The following is a 16519-nucleotide window of genomic DNA, read 5'->3' as shown; positions in this document are numbered from 1 at the left end:
GTCCTCGAACGAGAGCACCGCTCTCGATGAGACGACGAGGAGATCGCCATGGCACTGCACGTGATCGTCGGCAAGGGCCCGGTGGGCACGACGACGGCGGAGCTGCTGGCCGCCCGCGGCCACCGGGTGCGGGTGCTGTCGCGCAGCGGCGGCGTCTCCACCGGCGCGGTCGAGCACCGCCGGGTGGACGCCGCCGACGCCGCGGCCCTCACGGCCGCCACCGAGGGCGCCGCCGCTCTCTACAACGCGGTCAACCCCGCCTACCACCGCTGGACGACCGACTGGCCGCCGGTGGCCGCCGCCCTGCTCACCGCGGCCGAGCGGACGGAGGCGGTGCTCGTGACGATGGCCAACCTCTACGTCTACGGCCGGCCCACCGCGCCGATGACGCCGGAGAGCCCGCTCGCCGCCACCGACACCAAGGGCCGCGTGCGGGTGGCCATGTGGCGGGAGGCGCTGGCCGCGCACGAGGCCGGCCGGATCCGGATGACCGAGGCCCGCGCCGCGGACTTCGTCGGACCGCAGGTGCCGGCCGCGCAGTCGCACCTGGTGCGCCAGCTCCCGGCGCTGCGCCGCGGCCGCCGCGCCTGGGTGGTCGGCGACCCCGACGCGCCCCGCAGCTGGGCGTACCTGCCCGACGTCGCCGCCACGCTCGCGACCCTCGGCACCGACGCGCGGGCGCTGGGCCGGGCCTGGCACGTGCCGAGCACCCCGCCGCGCTCCCAGCGGCAGGCGCTCGGCGACCTCGCGCGGGCGATGGGCCGGGAGCCGGTGCCGGTCAGCGGCATCCCGTGGCCGGTGCTCCGCGCCGCCGGCTGGTTCTCGCCGGTGCTGCGGGAGGTCCTCGACGTGCGGCACCAGTTCGACCAGGAGTACGTGGTCGACGCGACGGCGACCACCGAGGTCTTCGGCCTGACCGCCACACCGTGGGACGAGGTCGTCGCCGCGACCGCCGGCGCGCCGGAGCCGGCGCGGGCCTGAGCCTCAGGCCCGCGGGGCCACCGCGTTGACCGGGTCGCTGTCGGGCGCGACCGGGTCGGCGGGGGCCGCCGGGGCCACCTCGAGCCGGGTGGCCAGCAGCGCGTCGACGGCGGCCACCCCGGCGCCGACGTAGGTGCTGGTGAGCGCGGGGTCGGTGACGACGCACCAGGCGCGGTCGGCCGGCCACCACAGCGCGGCGCTCTGCTCGTACGGCTCGGGGGCGAAGTTGCTGGCGGCCCGCTCCACCGGCCCGCGGGTCAGCAGGAGGTCGGCGCGGGGCAGGCGCAGCCGGGGCAGGTCGGCGGCGCCGCCGTCGTCCCAGCCGAACCAGCACTCACCCGGCGTCGTGGTCTGGTCCCCGAGGACCGCGGCCAGCTCCCGCGCGACGTGCGCCACCAGGTGGCCCTCGGCGGGGGCGTCGTTCCACAGCCCGGGCTGGTCGGCCTCGCCGAGGTACTCCCAGGAGCCGGTGATGCCGGGCCACTGCATGAGGCGGTGCGCCCGCGTGCCGTTGGCCGCGGCCACCTCGTCCCAGCGGACGTGCACGTCGACGTCGCCGTCGTAGCGGACGGCGGGGTGGAAGACGCGGGCGTAGGCGGGGAAGCGGGCCGGCAGGAGCGCGGCCACGGTGTCGGGGGGAGCGGCACGGACGGCGTCGGTGATCCAACGGCCGGCCGGTGCGGAACGTCCAGCGGTCTGCACGGCCGCCGTTCCTCCCCCTCAGCGCGCTGGGCGGGTCCGTGCCCAGGGACGGACAACCCCCGGGCCGCTCCGCGGCGCCACCTCGGGAGGCGGCAGCTCACGGGCCGACTGGACAAGTGTCGGCAGCCCGGGGGTCGGGTGACTGTCCGGTTCTCGCTCGCCGCCGTACGACGGACGGGCGATCATGCCGTCGTTCGGATTCCACTCCGAACGGGCGGCCCATCTGGACGGCGGCTAGCGGACAGCCACCTCACGAGTCCGATAAGAACTCAATTGTTCGGACCACCTCCCCTCTCGTGTACCTCGACGGTACGTCGCAGTTCCGGGGTCGGCAACGACGTTGTTCAGCCGTCGGCTGAACCCCTGCGCAGGCCCGGGGCGCCGGGCGTGTCGGGGTCGCGCTGGTAGACGTCGGGGATGCCGTCGTGGTCGGCGTCGACCGCCTCCAGCGCCTCGATGCGCCGGTAGCGGCGGTTGCGCAGCCGCAGCACCACGCTCGCCAGCAACGCCGACGTCAGGGTGCCGACGAGCACGCCGACCTTGACGTGGTCGTCGCGCTCGCTGCCGGTGCCGAAGGCCAGCTCGCCGATGAGCAGCGACACGGTGAACCCGATGCCCCCGAGCAGCGCCATGCCGACCAGGTCCGGCCAGCCCAGCTCGTCGGCGAACTCCGCGCGGGTGAACCGGGTGACCAGCCAGGTGGCGCCCACGATCCCGAGGACCTTGCCCACGACCAGGCCGACGACGATGCCGAGCGCGACCCGGTCGCCGAGCGACTCGACCAGCCCGGACAGCCCGCCCACGGTCACCCCGGCGGCGAAGAACGCGAAGACCGGCACGGCGACGCCCGCCGAGATCGGCCGGAAGCGGTGCTCCAGGTGCTCGGCCAGCCCCGGCCCCGCGCCCGGCCCGCCGGCCGCCTCGCTGCGCACCACCGGGACCGTGAACGCCAGCAGCACGCCGGCCACCGTGGCGTGCACGCCCGACTCGTGGACGAGGACCCAGGTGAGCAGCGCCAGCGGCAGCAGCAGCCACCACGAGCGGACCCGCTTCTGCACCAGGAGGCCGAACACCGCGAGCGGGACCAGCGCCAGCGCCAGCCACCCGACGGCCAGCGACGACGTGTAGAAGACCGCGATGACCGCGATGGCCAGCAGGTCGTCGACGACGGCCAGGGTGAGCAGGAACGTCCGCAGCGCGCTCGGCAGGTGGGTGCTGATCACCGCCAGGACGGCGAGGGCGAAGGCGATGTCGGTCGCCGTCGGGATCGCCCAGCCGCGCAGGGCGTCACCGCCGCCCAGGTTGACCAGCACGTAGAGCACCGCGGGCACCACCATCCCGCCGACCGCCGCGGCCACCGGCAGCACCGCCCGCCGCGGGTCGCGCAGGTCGCCGGCGACGAACTCGCGCTTGAGCTCCAGCCCGGCGACGAAGAAGAAGACCGCCAGCAGCCCGTCGGCGGCCCAGGTGCCCAACGTCAGGTCCAGGTGCAGGGACGCCGGCCCGACCCGGGTGTCGCGCAGCGCCTCGTAGGAGTCCGCCCACGGCGAGTTGGCCCACACCAGGGCGACGACGGTGCCGATCAGCAGCAGGACGCCGCCGACGGTCTCCCTGCGCAGGACGGCGGCGATCCGGCTGGCCTCGGTCCACGAGCCGCGGCTGAACACGCGGGTGGATCCGTGCGGGGTGGTCATCGGGCGGCTCCTGGGGGAGGGGTCGGTCACGACACCGCCGACCAGACTTCCCGGCACACCTGGCGGCCACCCTACCGGCGGCCCCGTCGTCGCCGTCCGTGCACGGGGCCGGTCCGTAGAGTGGGCGCCGTGGACCCCCGCCCGGCACCGCCCCCGCGGGAGCGGTCCCTCCGGCTCGCGGAGCTGGCCGGCCGGCGCGTCGGGGTCTGGGGACACGGCCGCGAGGGGCGCGCCGCGGTCGCCGCAGCCCGCGCCGCCGGCGCCGCGTCGGTCCTGGTCGCCGACAGCCGCCCCGTCGACCCGGCGTCGCTGCCCGACGCCGTGACCGCCACCGCCGACGTCGCCGACCTCGCCGGCTGCGACGTCGTGTTCCGGTCGCCCGGGATCAGCCCCTACCGCGAGGACGCCCGGACGCTGGCCGACCGCACGCTCGTGACCACCGGCACCGGCGTCGCGCTCGCCGAGGCCGCCGCGCGCGGGATCCCGGTCCTCTGCGTCACCGGCACCAAGGGCAAGAGCACGACCAGCGCGCTGGCCGCCGCGGTCCTCACCGCCGCCAGCCGCCCGGCCGTGCACGCCGGCAACATCGGCACCCCGCTGCTCGACGTCCTGGACGGGGTCGGGGACCGCACGCTCGTCGTCGAGGTCTCGAGCTACCAGGCCGCCGCCGTCCCGGACTTCGCCGGCCGCGGCGCGCTCACCTCGCTCGCCCCCGAGCACCTGGACTGGCACGGCTCGGTCGAGACCTACTACCGCGACAAGCTGCGCGTGTTCTCCTCCTGCCCGGAGCGCTCGGTCGTCGTCAGCGCCCAGGCGCGCCCGCTGGCCGCCGGGTACCTCGACGCCGCGCAGCTGGTCGACCCCGCCGACGTGCTGCCCCCGGGCCTGGCCGCGGCCGTGCAGCCGGTGCACCTGCCCGGCGCGCACAACCGCAGCAACGTCGAGGTCGCGCTGGCCGCCTGCGCCCTGCTCGGTCTGGACCTCGCCGCCACCGCCGACGCCGTGACCGGCGCCGTCGCCGCCTTCCGCGCGCTGCCCCACCGGCTCGCGCCGGTGGCCACCCTCGGCGGCGTCACCTTCGTCGACGACACGCTGAGCACCACCCCCGTCTCGGTGCTGGCCGCGCTCGACGCGCTCGCCGGCCGGCCCGTCACGCTCATCGCCGGCGGCCAGGACCGGGGCCTGGACTACACGGGCCTGGCCGCGACGTTGGTGGCCCGGCGGGAGGAGGTCGCCCTGGTGACCGTCCCCGACACCGGGGCCCGGCTGGCCGACGACGTCCGCCGGGCGGCCGACGGCGCCGCCGTGCGGCTGACCGAGACGGCGTCGCTGGCCGAGGCGGTCGCGGCGGCGATCGCCGGCACCGCCCCGGGCGGCGTCGTGCTCCTGTCGCCCGGCGCCCCCAGCTACAACCGCTTCCGCGACTTCGAGGAGTTGGCAGCCACCTATGAGCAGATCCTCGTCGACGCCGGCGCCGACCGTGTCCACGGTGTCTGAGGCCGGCGCCTTCGTCGTCGCCGGCCGGTCCCTCGACCTCACGACCGGCGAGGCGGCCTTCACCTACCGGCTCGGCGACGACGAGTTCACCGAGCGGCTCACCCTCGACCCGGCGCTGCTGACCGGCGCCGCGCCCGCGCAGCCCGGTGCCGCCGTCGAGGCCGCGCTGGACCTGGTGCACCTGGTCATGGGCACCAGCTACTACAAGCTGGCCGCGCCCGGCCGGGTCACCGTGGAGCGGCCGGTCACCGCCGCGCAGCTCGCCGTCGCGCAGGCCGCCTACACCCACGGGCTCGGCGAGTTCGCCGCGGTCAACCACCTGCCGGTGCCGCACCGGGTCCGGTTCGACGCCGAGGTCCGCGAGCCCGGCCCCGTCCCGGCCGGCGGCGGGCGCGGCGCGCTGCTCCCGGTGGGCGGCGGAAAGGACTCCGCGCTGGCGATCGTCGTCATCCCCGACGGGACGGCGCTGGCGATCAACCCGACCCGCGCGCAGCGCGACGTCGCCCGCGCGGCCGGCGTCCCGCTGGTCGAGGTCCGCCGCAGGCTGGACCCGCTGCTGGCGGAGCGGACCGCGCAGGGCGGCCTCAACGGGCACGTGCCGGTGACCGCGATCAACTCCTCGATCGCCACGCTGGTCGCCGTCCTCGGCGGCCACGACCCGGTCGTGTTCGCCAACGAGCGCTCCGCCGACGAGGAGACGCTCACGATCGACGGCGCGAGCGTCAACCACCAGTACTCGAAGTCCTACGAGTTCGAGCGCCTGTTCGCCGCGGCCGCCGCCGAGGTCGGCGCCGGCTACTTCAGCCTCACCCGGCAGCTGTCGGAGCTGGCCACCGTGGCCGCCGTCGCCGCGCTGCCGCTGAAGGCCGACATCCTCAGCTGCAACCGCTCCTACACGCAGGAGCACCTGGGCGGGCGGGCCGAGCAGCGCTGGTGCCTGCACTGCGACAAGTGCCTGTTCACGTTCCTCTGCTTCGCCGTCTTCCTGACCCCCGACGAGGCGCAGGCGGTGTTCGGCGGGAACCCGCTGGCCGACGTCGCGCTCGCCGACGGGTTCCGGAGGCTGTGGGCCACCGAGAAGCCGTTCGACTGCGTGGGCGAGCGGGCCGAGAGCGCGGCGGCGATGGCGCACCTGGCGGCCAGCCGGTCGTGGGGCGACGCGCCGGTCGTGCGGGCGCTCGGCGCCGAGGCCGCGGCCGCTGCGGAGGTGACCGGGGCGACCGTCGCGCGGTTCCTCCCGCCGCGCGGCGAGCACGCCATCCCCGAGCGGTACCTGGAGTCCCTGCGGCGCGTGCTGGCCGACGCCCGCAGCGCCGTCGCGTAGCCCGCCCGGAACTACGCTCCTTGCCGTGACGACCGAGCACGGTCCCGCGCCGCTGGCCGAGCGGCTGCGGGCGCAGGGGCTGCGGCTGACCCCGCAGCGTCAGCAGGTGCTGGCCGCCGTCGCCGCGCTCGACCACGCCACCCCCGAGGCCATCGGTGCCCGGCTGCGCGAGGAGGCCGGGCCCGGCGGCGCGGCGCCGGACACCTCGACCGTCTACCGCACGCTGGAGCTGCTCGAGCGGCTCGGCCTCGTGTGGCACACCCACGTCGCCAAGGGCGCGCCGGTCTACCACGCGTCCGAGCACCCGCACCTGCACGTGGTCTGCGCCACCTGCGGGGAGATCTCCTCCGCCGACCCGGCGCTGCTGGAGCAGGCCGCGGAACGTCTGGCCGCCGACCTGGGTTTCACCCTGGACGTGGGGCACGTGGCGCTGTCGGGCACGTGCCGCCGATGCAGGGGAGCCGGGACGGAGAACGCATGACCACCACCTCACCGCTGGCCGCACGGGCCGGCGCCGTCGTCGCCGAGGGCGCGACCGTGGCCACCCACTACGGCGACCCGCTGCGCGAGCAGCGGCTGCTCGCCGAGGGCGCCGGGCTCGTCGACCGCAGCGACCGCGACGTGCTCACCGTCCCCGGCGCCGACCGGCTCACCTGGCTGCACAGCCTCACCAGCCAGCACCTCGAGCGGCTGGCCGACGGCACCGGCACCGAGGCGCTGGTCCTCTCGCCGCACGGCCACGTCGAGCACCACCTGGTCCTCGCCGAGCTCGGCGGCACCACCTGGGCCGACGTCGAGCCCGGCACCGGCGCGGCGCTGCAGACCTTCCTCGACCGGATGCGGTTCATGCTCCGCGTCGAGCCCGCGCTGGTGACCGCCGACCGGGCGCTGCTGTCGCTGGTCGGCCCCCGCTCGCCCGAGGTGCTCGCCGCCGCCGGGCTGCCCGCGCCGGAGGGCCCGTACGCCGTCGCCGCGTCGCCGGGCGGCGGCTGGGTGCGCCGGATGCCGCCCCTCGGAGACGGCGGCGCGACCGCGTTCGACCTGCTCGTGCCGCGTGCCGGGATCGCCGCCCGCGCCGACGCGCTGACCGCCGCCGGCGCCGGGCTCGCCGGGCTGGACGCCTACGAGGCGCTGCGGGTGGAGGCCCGCCGGCCGCGCCTGGGCGTCGACTCCGACCACCGCACCATCCCCAACGAGCTGGAGTGGCTGACCACCGCCGTCCACCTCGAGAAGGGCTGCTACCGGGGGCAGGAGACGGTCGCGCGGGTGCACAACCTCGGCCGTCCGCCGCGGCGGCTGGTCCTGCTCCACCTCGACGGCGTCAGCGAGGACCTGCCCGTCCCGGGGACGCCGGTGACCTCCGGCGCCCGCGAGGTCGGCCGCACCGGCACGGTCGTGCGGCACCACGAGCTCGGCGTCGTCGCGCTGGCCCTGGTCAAGCAGTCGGTGGCCCCCGGGGCCGAGCTCGCCGTCGGCGGGTCGCGCGCCGCCGTGGACCCCGACGACGCGCCCGCCGCCCTCGACGACACCCGGGCCGCGGCCCGCGACCGGGTGCGCGCGGTGCGGTCTGCCACCATCGGGCGGTGACCTCCGCAAGCTCTGGCCCGACCGCCGCCGGCGGTGCGGCCGTCGACGCGCTGCTCGACCCCCGATTCCTCGCCGACGTGGAGTCCCGCCCCATGGCCGAGGTGCGCGGGCTGCGCCGCCGCGCCGAGCAGGAGGAGGTCAACCTCTCCTACACGCGGCGGCTGCTGCAGGGGCGGCTCGACATCGTCCGACGCGAGCTGCAGCGCCGCGCCGAGCACGACGGGCGCTCGCTGGTCGACCTGCTGCCCGAGATCCTCGCCGAGAAGGGCCGCGGCCCCGCGCACGGCCTCGGCCGGCACCAGACGGTGCAGCCGGCGGCGCCGGAGGAGTACGAGTCCTGGGTCAACGCACTGACCCCCGACGTCGACCTCTCCGCCGTCCCCGACCTCGCCGACGCCGACCTCGAGCGGGCCGCCCGCGCGCTGGCCGCCGCCGAGGGCTCGCTGTCCGAGCGTCGGCGGGGCGTGCAGCAGGTGATGGACGCCCTCGCCGGGGAGCTGGCCCGCCGGTACCGCAACGGCGAGGCCGACGTGGCCGCGCTGCTCGCGGCCGAGGGGCGCCATTGATGGAGGACCCCCTCGCCCCCCACCCCTCGCAGGCTCCCGGCGGGACCCTGCACGGGGACCGTTCCGGTACGTCACCGTGGCCGGACGCGCCGGTCCTCGTGGAGGTCTGGCGCTCGGGGTTCCTGGAGTCCGTCCACCGCGGCGCGGTCGTCGTCGTCGGTCCCGACGGCGGGGTGCGCTGGTCGGCCGGTGACGTCGCCCGCCCGGTCCTGCCCCGCTCGTCGAACAAGCCGGTGCAGGCCACGGCCTACCTCGCGGCCGGCTGGCAGCCGCGCTCGGGTGAGGAGCTGGCCGTCTCGGCCGGCTCGCACGCCGGTGAGGACGGCCACCGCGACCTCGCCGCCGCCGTGCTCGCCGCCGCCGGCCTCGGTCCGGACGCGCTGGGCTGCCCGGCGGCCCTCCCCGGGCACGAGCCGACCCGCGCCGCCTGGCTGGTCGCCGGCCGCGAGCCGGAGCGGCTGGCGTTCAACTGCTCGGGCAAGCACGCCGCGATGCTCGCCTCCTGCGTCGCCGCCGGCTGGCCGACCGAGGGCTACCTCGATCCCGGCCACCCGCTGCAGCAGGCGATCGAGGCCCGCCTGTCCGACGCGGCCGGCGAGCAGGTGGCCGCCGTCGTCGTCGACGGGTGCGGCGCGCCGCAGCACGGGCTGTCCCTGACCGGGCTGGCGCGCGGCGTCGGCTCCCTGGTGGAGGCGCCGTCGGGCAGCCCCGAGCGGGCGGTGGCCGACGCGATGCGGGCGCACCCCTGGTACGTCGCCGGCACCGGCCGGGACGACACCGACCTCATGACCGCCGTCCCCGGGCTGCTGGTCAAGGGCGGGGCCGACGGCGTGCACGTCGCCGCGCTGCCCGGCCGCGGTGCGGTCGCGTTCAAGCTCGACGACGGCGGCGACCGCGGGCGCGCGCCCGTCCTCGCCGCCGCGCTGCGCCGGCTCGGGGTGGACGCCGAGGCGCTGGCCCGCTGGTCGGTCACCCCCGTGACCGGCGGCGACGGCGTCGTCGGCGAGGTCCGGTCCTCGGCGGTGCTCGCCGGCTGACGACGACACGCCGGGTGTGAGGCGACTCACGCCCCGGTGCTTGCTCCTCCGCTTGCAGTTGCTAGCACCCGTGGTTAGCGTCGGAGACGTGCAGACCCCCGGCGAGTTCGTGAGCGGTCAGGTGAGGTCGGTCCGCGAGAAGGTGGACCAGCTCGCCGGCAGCGTCGCGGAGACCGTCGCGGCCGAGGCCCAGCAGGTCTCGGCGGTGCGCTCGCAGGTCGGGGAGTACATCCGGGAGCAGCGCAGCGCCGCCCGGGTGTCCCTGCGCGAGCTCGCCCGCACCGCGGGGGTGAGCAACCCCTACCTGTCGCAGGTGGAACGGGGGCTGCGCAAGCCGTCGGCGGAGATCCTCGCCGCCATCGCCCGGGGTCTGAAGATCTCCGCCGAGTCGCTCTACGAGCAGGCGGGCATCCTCGACCGGCGGGCCGGCAACCCCGACACGGTCGCGGCCATCCGGTCCGACGACCAGCTCTCCGAGCGGCACAAGGCCGTGCTCGTCGAGCTGTACGAGACCTACGTCCGCGAGTACGCGGCCACCCGCACCACCGCACCGAGCACCGCCCCGGGCGTTCCGCCCGGATCCGACCCGACCCCCTCCAAGGAGTCCGCATGACCACCGCCACCACCCTGCTGGAGCAGGTCGCCGAGCGCGGCCGCCGTCAGTTCCTCGTCGCCGTCGGCGCCGGTGACCTCGCCGTCGAGCAGGCCCGCACCGTGCTCGCCTCGCTGCGCACCCTCCCCGGTGAGGCCCAGGTCCAGGTCGACCTGGCCACCAAGGAGGCCCGCACCCGCGCCGAGCAGGCCGCCGACCGCGCCCGCGAGGCCGTCACCCAGGCCCGCGCCAACGGCCGTCAGCTGGCCACCGCCGTCCGTCCGGACGTCGTCGTGAGCACCGTCTCGACCCTGGTCGAGCAGGCCCGCACCCAGGCCACCGCCACCGTCGAGCAGCTGGCCGAGCGCGGTGCCGACGTGCTGCAGGAGCTGCGCCGCCAGCCCGGCTTCCGCCGCTTCGTGGTCCGCGCCGAGCAGGCCGTCGACACCGTCGAGGACGCCGTCGAGGAGGTCATCGAGGAGGCCGCCGAGGCCGTGAACGAGGCCTCCGACGAGGTCACCTCGCTGGTCCAGAAGGCCGCCTCGAAGACCACCAAGGCCGCCGCCAAGGCCGAGCAGGCCGTCGACCAGGCCGCCGACCAGGCCAAGGCCGCCATCGAGGAGGGCGCCGAGGCCACCGACGAGGCGACCGCCAAGGCGGCCCGCAAGCCGGCCAAGCGCACCACCGCCGCCCGCGGCAAGGCCACCGGCACCTCGGCCCGCGTGAGCCGCACCCGCACCGCCAAGACCACCGACTGAGCAAGGACCCTCCTGCCCCCCGCCGCTCGCACGCTCGCGGCGGGCCCCTGCAGGAGGGCCACGCGAGACCAGGGCCCCGGAGCTGCCACCGCGCTCCGGGGCCCTGTCGCGTCCCCGGGAGTGGGACGTCCCCCGCGGGGGAGGCAGTGACGGCGTCCCGGCGGGTACCCTCCGGGCATGGGGTTCGACTGGGCCGTTCTCGAGGGCCTGCGGCTGGTGTTGCTGGCCGTCGCGGCCTGGGCGTTCGTCGACGCCGTCATCCGTCCGGCTGCCGGCTACGTCGCCGCCGGCAAGCTGAGCAAGCCGGCGTGGGCGGCGATCACCGCGCTGGCCGCGGTGGTCATCTACCTGCAGGGGCCGATGACCTTCCTCGGCCTGCCCGCGGTGATCGCCACCGTCGTCTACCTGGTCGACGTGCGGCCCGCGGTCCGCGGCGTGCAGCGGGGCAACAGCAGCTGGTGAGCCGGCCCGCCGGGTCGGCGGGTCACCAGCGGTCGTCCGCGGGCATCAGCACCCACAGGACGAGGTACGCGATGAACTGCGGCCCCGGCAGGATGCACGAGACCACGAACGCCAGCCGCAGGGCGCCGGTGGAGATGCCGTAGCGGCGGGCGATCCCGGCGCACACGCCGGCGATCATCTTGTTGCGGGTGTCGCGGGCGAGACGGCGCGGGGCCGGTGCGGGGTACGTCATGACCCGACACTAGGCGCGGCCGGCCGCCCCGGACATCGGGGAAGACCCTGGTCAGCGGCCGAAGACCCCTGGGGGAGGCTCCGGTGAGGGCACGGCGCCGTCGTCGTGCACCGGCTGCGCCCTGCCGGTGAACCGGCCGAGGTCGGGGCCGGCCACCACCCGCGCCGGCATCGGGTCCCCCGCGCAGCGCCGGGTCAGCCCGGCCACCGGCAGCTCCGCGTCGGAGGCCACCGCCACCAGGTTGCCGAACCGCCGTCCGCGCAGCGTGCCCGGCTCGGCCAGGACGGCGACGTGCCGGAAGACGGCGCACAGCGTGGCCACCTGGCCGCGGGCGAAGCGCAGCGGCGGGCCGTCGGCGACGTTGGCCGCCAGCACCCCGCCCGGCCGCAGCACCCGGTGCACCTCGGCGGCGTACTCGACCGTCGTCAGGTGGGCGGGGGTGCGGGCGCCGGCGAAGACGTCGCTGACGACGACGTCGGCGCTCGCCGTCGGCAGCGCGGCCAGGCCGGCGCGGGCGTCGGCGGCGCGCACCCGCACGCGGGCGCCGCGGGGCAGCGGCAGGTGGGCGCGGACCAGGTCGGTGAGCCGCTGGTCGAGCTCCACCACCCGCTGCCGCGAGCCGGGGCGGGTCACCGCCACGTAGCGGGCCAGCGTCAGCGCGCCGCCGCCGAGGTGGACGACGTCGAGCGGCTCGCCCTCCGGCGCGGCGAGGTCGAGCACGTGACCCATCCGGCGCACGTACTCGAACTCCAGGTGCGCGGGGTCGTCGAGGTCGACGTGCGACTGCGGCGTGCCGTCGACCACCAGCACCCAGGAGCCGTCGCGGTCGGCGTCGCCGAGCAGCTCGGCGGTGCCGCCGTCGACCTCGGTGGGGCCGGGCGGGAGCACCTCCGGCCGGGGACGCCTCACGCCGGCGCCACCGCCGACCAGCGGACGGTGAGCTCGCCGTGCCGCCAGCGGCGGCTGCTCCCGACCAGCGGCCAGCCGTCGTCGGCCAGCGCCTGCACCGCGGCGGTCCAGCGCTGCCGCGGTCCGAACGTCGACAGGCCCGCCGCCGAGGCCCACGCGGCGTCCAGGGCGCGCAGCAGGGTGTGCACCGGGCGGCCGGGGACGTTGTGGTGGATGAGCGCCTTGGGCAGCCGCTCGGCGAGGTCGGAGGGGCGCTCGAGGTCGGCGACCCGCGCGGCCAGCGTGAGGGTCAGCGGCCCGTCGGCGTCCAGGGCCACCCAGGTCGCCCGCCGTCCCCACTCGTCGCAGGTGCCCTCGACCAGCAGCCCCCCGGGGCCCAGGGCGGCGCACATCGTCTCCCACGCCCGCGCGGCCGACGCCTCGTCGTACTGGCGCAGCACGTTGAACGCCCGCACGAGGACCGGCTGCAGCCCGGCCAGCTCGAACCCGCCGACGCGGAAGTCGACCCGGGGCGGGTCGCGGTCCCCGGCGACGGCGGCGACGCGGTCCGGGTCGATCTCGAGGCCGACCACCTCGAGCCCCGGGACCTCCGGGCCCAGCCGCTCGGCCAGCTCCAGCGTGGTGACCGCCGAGGAGCCGTAGCCGAGGTCGACCACCAGCGGGCGGGCCGCGTCGCGCAGCCGCGGCACCTGGGTGGCGACCAGCCAGCGGTCGACCCGGCGCAGCCGGTTGGCGTTCGTGGTGCCCCGCGTGGGCAGGCCCAGCGCCCGCGCGCGGCCGGCGGCCAGCCGGGGGTGGGCCTTCCTCGGCGCCAGGTTCGCCCGGCGCTTGTGCTCGCTGCCCCCGTCGCTCACCGGCCCCGAGGGTAGTCGCCCTGCCCGGCGGGCTCGCGCGCCGCGGCTACCGTGGGCTGGTGCTCCTCCGCTCCGACGCCCGTCTCGCCGACCTCACCACCCTCGGCGTCGGCGGCCCCGTCGAGCGGCTGGTCGAGGTCACCGACGCCGCCGAGCTGGTCGCCGCCGTGCGGGAGGCCGACGAGGCCGGGCGGCCGCTGCTCGTCCTCGGCGGCGGGTCGAACCTGGTCGCGCCCGACGAGGGGTGGGCCGGTGACGTCGTCGCGGTGCGCAGCCGCGGGGTCGAGCGGCGCGGCGACGTCCTCGAGGTGCAGGCCGGCGAGGACTGGGACGACCTCGTCGCGCTCACCGTCGCGCAGGAGCTCGCCGGCATGGAGGCGCTGTCGGGCATCCCCGGCTCGACCGGCGCCACCCCGGTGCAGAACGTCGGCGCCTACGGCCAGGAGGTCGCGCAGACGATCACCGAGGTGCGGGTGTACGACCGCGCCGAGAAGCGCGAGCGCACGCTGACCAACGCCGAGTGCGCCTTCGGCTACCGCGACAGCCGGCTCAAGCGCGAGCCCGGCCGGTTCGTCGTCCTCACCGTGACCTTCGCGCTGGACGCCGGGCCGCTGTCCCGGCCGGTGGGCTACGCCGAGCTGGCCAAGCGGCTGGGCGTGGACCTCGGCGGGCGCGCGCCGCTGGCCGACGTCCGTGCGGCGGTGCTCGAGCTGCGCCGCGGCAAGGGGATGGTCGTCGACCCCGCCGACCCCGACACCCGCAGCGCCGGGTCGTTCTTCACCAACCCGGTCGTCCCGGCGGAGCAGGCGGTGCCCGGCTGCCCGAGCTGGCCGGCCGGGGACGGGCTGGTCAAGCTCAGCGCGGCGTGGCTGGTGCAGTCGGCCGGCTTCGGCCGCGGCACGCGCGAGGGCCGGGTCGGGACGTCGTCGCGGCACAGCCTCGCGCTGACCACCGAGCCCGGCGCGACGGCGGCCGAGCTCATGGCCTTCGCCGACCGCGTCGTCGCGGCGGTCCGCGAGCGCTTCGGCGTCACCCTGGTCCCGGAGCCCACCCGGCTGTAGGCCGCGACCCGCGCACCCCGGACCCCGACGCCGTCGCAGCCTGCCCGCGGGCTCAGTCGGACTCGCGGTGCACCTTGTGCTGGGCGGCCTGGGCGCGCGGGCGGACGACGAGCAGGTCGACGTTGACGTGGTGCGGGCGGGTGAGCGCCCAGGCGACGCAGTCGGCGACGTCCTCGGCCACCAGGGGCCGGCGCACGCCGCGGTAGACCGACTCCGCCCTCTCCCGGTCGCCGACCCGGTTGAGGGTGAACTCCTCGGTCTTGACCATCCCGGGCGCGATCTCCACGACCCGGACCGGCTGGTCGTACAGCTCCAGCCGCAGCGTCTCGGCCAGGGTGTGCACCGCGTGCTTGGCCGCCGTGTACGACGCCCCGCCCTCGTAGGAGACCAGCCCCGCGGTGGAGCCCATGAACAGCAGGTCGCCGGCGCCGGACGCGACGAGCTTGGGCAGCAGCGCCTTGGTCAGCCGGACGGTGCCGAGCACGTTCACCTCGTAGGTCCGCGCCCAGGAGTCGAGGTCGGCCTCGGCCACCGGCGCGGCGTCGAACGCCCCGCCGGCGTTGTTGACCAGCACGTCCACGCGGTCCAGGGCGGCGGCGAACGCCTCGACCGACGCCGGGTCGGTGAGGTCCAGCGGCAGCGCCCGGGCGCCGATCCGCTCGGCGAGCGCGGTCAGCCGGTCCAGCCGCCGGGCCCCCACGACGACGTCGAAGCCCTCGGCCGCCAGCCGGGCCGCGGTGGCCGCGCCGATGCCGCTCGAGGCGCCCGTGACGACGGCGGTGCGGCCGGTCCCCGGCAGCGGCCGCGGGCCGGAGGAGGAGATCTCGGCAACACCGGTCATGTGGTCATCCTGACCCTGTTGCAGGATGGGGAGTCGACAGGGGTGCCGCACCGGCACCCGGGGCGGCGAGGCGGGAGGTCGTGGGTGCCTGCTCGCCGCCTCCTCCCTCCGCGCGCGCCGCGGCGGGTGGCGACCATCTCGGTGCACACCAGCCCGCTCGACCAGCCCGGCGCCGGCGACGCCGGGGGCATGAACGTCTACATCGTCGAGGTCTCCCGCCGGCTGGCCGCCCGCGGCATCGCCGTCGACGTGTTCACCCGCGCCACCTCCAGCGAGCTGCCGCCGGTGGTCGAGATGAGCCCGGGCGTGACCGTGCGGCACGTCAGCGCCGGGCCGTTCGAGGGCCTGGGCAAGGAGGAGCTGCCCGGCCAGCTGTGCGCCTTCACCGCCGGCGTGCTGCGCGAGGAGGCCCAGCACGAGCCGGGCCACTACGACGTCGTCCACTCGCACTACTGGCTCTCGGGTCAGGTCGGCTGGCTGGCGCGCGACCGGTGGAACGTGCCGCTGATCCACACCGCGCACACCCTCGCCAAGGTGAAGAACGCCGCGCTGGCCGACGGCGACCGGCCCGAGCCGCGCGCCCGCGTGATCGGCGAGGAGCAGGTGGTCGCCGAGGCCGACCGGCTGGTGGCCAACACCGACGAGGAGGCCGACCAGCTCGTCGAGCACTACGGGGCCGACCCGCGCCGCACCCTCGTCGTCCCCCCGGGCGTGGACCTCGACCGGTTTGCCCCCGGCGACCGCACCGCCGCCCGCCGCGCGCTGCGCCTGCCCGCCGACGCCGTCGTGCTGACCTTCGTCGGCCGCATCCAGCCGCTCAAGGCGCCCGACCTGCTGCTGGCCACCGCCGCCCGGATGCTCGAGGACGACCCCGCGCTGCGCTCCCGGCTGCGGGTGCACGTCGTCGGGGCGCCGAGCGGGTCGGGCCTGGAGGCGCCGCGGCAGCTGGAGGAGCTCGCCGCGCACCTGGGCATCGCCGACCTGGTGCGCTTCCTCCCGCCGCAGCCGCCCGACCGGCTGGCCCTGCACTACCGCGCCGCCGACGTCGCCGTCGTCCCCAGCCACAACGAGTCCTTCGGCCTGGTCGCGCTCGAGGCGCAGGCCTGCGGGACGCCGGTGGTCGCCGCGTCGGTCGGCGGCCTGCGGACGGCGGTCCGCGACGGTGTGTCCGGCGTCCTGGTCGACGGGCGGGACCCGGGCGCCTACGCGGCGGCGGTCCGCGCGGTCCTCGAGCGCCGGCAGCTGATGGGCGCCGGTGCCCGCCGGCACGCCGCGGCCTTCTCCTGGGACCGCACCGCCGACGCGCTGGTGGCCGCCTACTCCTCGGCCGCCGCCGAGATGGCCGCGGCCGCCCGGCGCAGCCGCGCGCTGGGCTCGCTGCGGCCGGTGGCCGGGACGCAGGTGGCCTGGTGAACGAGGGGG

The 16519-nt window shown here is 77.0% G+C and carries 18 protein-coding genes; 12 read left to right on the top strand and 6 right to left on the bottom strand.

Translation table 11 applies throughout. From position 1 onward, the window contains the following. Positions 1–48: 48 nt before the first annotated feature. A complete protein-coding gene (locus ACI79Z_RS01450; protein WP_387988350.1) occupies positions 49–981 on the top strand; it encodes an NAD-dependent epimerase/dehydratase family protein in 933 nt (310 codons plus the stop codon). Between the two features lie 3 nt (positions 982–984). Here the strand turns inward: ACI79Z_RS01450 and ACI79Z_RS01445 are convergent, their stop codons facing one another. Continuing rightward, complete coding sequence (locus ACI79Z_RS01445; protein ID WP_387988351.1) at positions 985–1683, bottom strand: hypothetical protein; 699 nt, start codon at positions 1681–1683, stop codon at positions 985–987. A 344-nt stretch (positions 1684–2027) separates the two neighbouring features. Beyond that, positions 2028–3377 carry a Na+/H+ antiporter NhaA gene (gene nhaA / locus ACI79Z_RS01440; RefSeq protein ID WP_387988352.1) on the bottom strand — a complete coding sequence of 450 codons (1350 nt, stop codon included), beginning with the start codon at positions 3375–3377 and terminating at the stop codon, positions 2028–2030. A gap of 129 nt (positions 3378–3506) precedes the next feature. Between nhaA and murD the strand changes: the two genes are divergently transcribed. The 9 genes from murD (at position 3507) to ACI79Z_RS01395 (ending at position 11200) form a co-directional block, all read left to right on the top strand. Further along, positions 3507–4874 (top strand): UDP-N-acetylmuramoyl-L-alanine--D-glutamate ligase, encoded by a 1368-nt coding sequence (murD, locus tag ACI79Z_RS01435; RefSeq protein ID WP_456901451.1) that lies wholly within the window; start codon positions 3507–3509, stop codon positions 4872–4874. Continuing rightward, a complete protein-coding gene (locus tag ACI79Z_RS01430) occupies positions 4867–6198 on the top strand; it encodes a hypothetical protein (RefSeq protein WP_456901450.1) in 1332 nt (443 codons plus the stop codon). The genes murD and ACI79Z_RS01430 overlap by 8 nt, the downstream gene beginning before the upstream one ends. Before the next feature lie 25 nt (positions 6199–6223). Next, entirely contained in the window at positions 6224–6679 is a 456-nt protein-coding gene (locus ACI79Z_RS01425; RefSeq protein ID WP_387988355.1) for a Fur family transcriptional regulator, read from the top strand. After that, positions 6676–7785 (top strand): CAF17-like 4Fe-4S cluster assembly/insertion protein YgfZ, encoded by a 1110-nt coding sequence (ygfZ, locus tag ACI79Z_RS01420; protein ID WP_387988356.1) that lies wholly within the window; start codon positions 6676–6678, stop codon positions 7783–7785. The genes ACI79Z_RS01425 and ygfZ overlap by 4 nt, the downstream gene beginning before the upstream one ends. Then, a complete protein-coding gene (locus tag ACI79Z_RS01415; protein WP_456901449.1) occupies positions 7782–8351 on the top strand; it encodes an RsiG family protein in 570 nt (189 codons plus the stop codon). Before ygfZ ends, ACI79Z_RS01415 begins: the two co-directional genes overlap by 4 nt. A 98-nt stretch (positions 8352–8449) precedes the next feature. Next, complete coding sequence (locus tag ACI79Z_RS01410) at positions 8450–9388, top strand: asparaginase (protein WP_456901448.1); 939 nt, start codon at positions 8450–8452, stop codon at positions 9386–9388. Between the two features lie 88 nt (positions 9389–9476). Further along, positions 9477–10001, top strand: a complete 525-nt coding sequence (locus tag ACI79Z_RS01405; protein WP_387988359.1) for a helix-turn-helix domain-containing protein — start codon at positions 9477–9479, stop codon at positions 9999–10001. Next, complete coding sequence (locus tag ACI79Z_RS01400) at positions 9998–10738, top strand: hypothetical protein (RefSeq protein ID WP_456901447.1); 741 nt, start codon at positions 9998–10000, stop codon at positions 10736–10738. Before ACI79Z_RS01405 ends, ACI79Z_RS01400 begins: the two co-directional genes overlap by 4 nt. Before the next feature lie 177 nt (positions 10739–10915). Then, positions 10916–11200, top strand: a complete 285-nt coding sequence (locus ACI79Z_RS01395; protein WP_387988361.1) for a DUF2516 family protein — start codon at positions 10916–10918, stop codon at positions 11198–11200. A 22-nt stretch (positions 11201–11222) separates the two neighbouring features. Here the strand turns inward: ACI79Z_RS01395 and ACI79Z_RS01390 are convergent, their stop codons facing one another. Genes ACI79Z_RS01390 through ACI79Z_RS01380 form a run of 3 tightly spaced genes read right to left on the bottom strand, consistent with a single transcriptional unit; the run spans position 11223 to position 13195 of the window. Next, positions 11223–11432, bottom strand: a complete 210-nt coding sequence (locus ACI79Z_RS01390; protein WP_387988362.1) for a PspC domain-containing protein — start codon at positions 11430–11432, stop codon at positions 11223–11225. Positions 11433–11483: 51 nt separating this feature from the next. Then, on the bottom strand, positions 11484–12341 hold the full coding sequence (locus ACI79Z_RS01385; protein ID WP_387988363.1) for a spermidine synthase: 858 nt from the start codon (positions 12339–12341) through the stop codon (positions 11484–11486). Continuing rightward, a complete protein-coding gene (locus ACI79Z_RS01380; protein WP_387988364.1) occupies positions 12338–13195 on the bottom strand; it encodes a class I SAM-dependent methyltransferase in 858 nt (285 codons plus the stop codon). Before ACI79Z_RS01380 ends, ACI79Z_RS01385 begins: the two co-directional genes overlap by 4 nt. Before the next feature lie 59 nt (positions 13196–13254). Here ACI79Z_RS01380 and ACI79Z_RS01375 point away from each other — a divergent pair, with 59 nt between their 5' ends. Next, positions 13255–14256 carry a UDP-N-acetylmuramate dehydrogenase gene (locus ACI79Z_RS01375; protein WP_456901446.1) on the top strand — a complete coding sequence of 334 codons (1002 nt, stop codon included), beginning with the start codon at positions 13255–13257 and terminating at the stop codon, positions 14254–14256. A 52-nt stretch (positions 14257–14308) separates the two neighbouring features. On the opposite strand, the gene ACI79Z_RS01370 is transcribed toward ACI79Z_RS01375, so the two are convergent. Then, positions 14309–15097, bottom strand: coding sequence for an SDR family oxidoreductase (locus ACI79Z_RS01370; RefSeq protein WP_387988366.1), 789 nt, complete (start codon positions 15095–15097; stop codon positions 14309–14311). Between the two features lie 84 nt (positions 15098–15181). Between ACI79Z_RS01370 and mshA the strand changes: the two genes are divergently transcribed. Next, positions 15182–16510, top strand: coding sequence for a D-inositol-3-phosphate glycosyltransferase (mshA, locus tag ACI79Z_RS01365; protein WP_387988367.1), 1329 nt, complete (start codon positions 15182–15184; stop codon positions 16508–16510). The last annotated feature ends 9 nt before the right edge of the window (positions 16511–16519 follow it).

This window comes from Geodermatophilus sp. SYSU D00663, from assembly GCF_054050655.1.
Note: the sequence above shows the minus strand (reverse complement) of the source record. Positions and strands in the feature narration are given on the sequence as shown.

Excerpts from the sequence above, each read along its gene's own strand:
- ACI79Z_RS01450 (WP_387988350.1), top strand. The coding sequence starts at position 49 with ATGGCACTGCACGTGATCGTCGGCAAGGGCCCGGTGGGCACGACGACG.
- nhaA (WP_387988352.1), bottom strand. The coding sequence starts at position 3,377 with ATGACCACCCCGCACGGATCCACCCGCGTGTTCAGCCGCGGCTCGTGG.
- ygfZ (WP_387988356.1), top strand. The coding sequence starts at position 6,676 with ATGACCACCACCTCACCGCTGGCCGCACGGGCCGGCGCCGTCGTCGCC.
- ACI79Z_RS01400 (WP_456901447.1), top strand. The coding sequence starts at position 9,998 with ATGACCACCGCCACCACCCTGCTGGAGCAGGTCGCCGAGCGCGGCCGC.
- ACI79Z_RS01395 (WP_387988361.1), top strand. The coding sequence starts at position 10,916 with ATGGGGTTCGACTGGGCCGTTCTCGAGGGCCTGCGGCTGGTGTTGCTG.
- ACI79Z_RS01390 (WP_387988362.1), bottom strand. The coding sequence starts at position 11,432 with ATGACGTACCCCGCACCGGCCCCGCGCCGTCTCGCCCGCGACACCCGC.
- ACI79Z_RS01370 (WP_387988366.1), bottom strand. The coding sequence starts at position 15,097 with ATGACCGGTGTTGCCGAGATCTCCTCCTCCGGCCCGCGGCCGCTGCCG.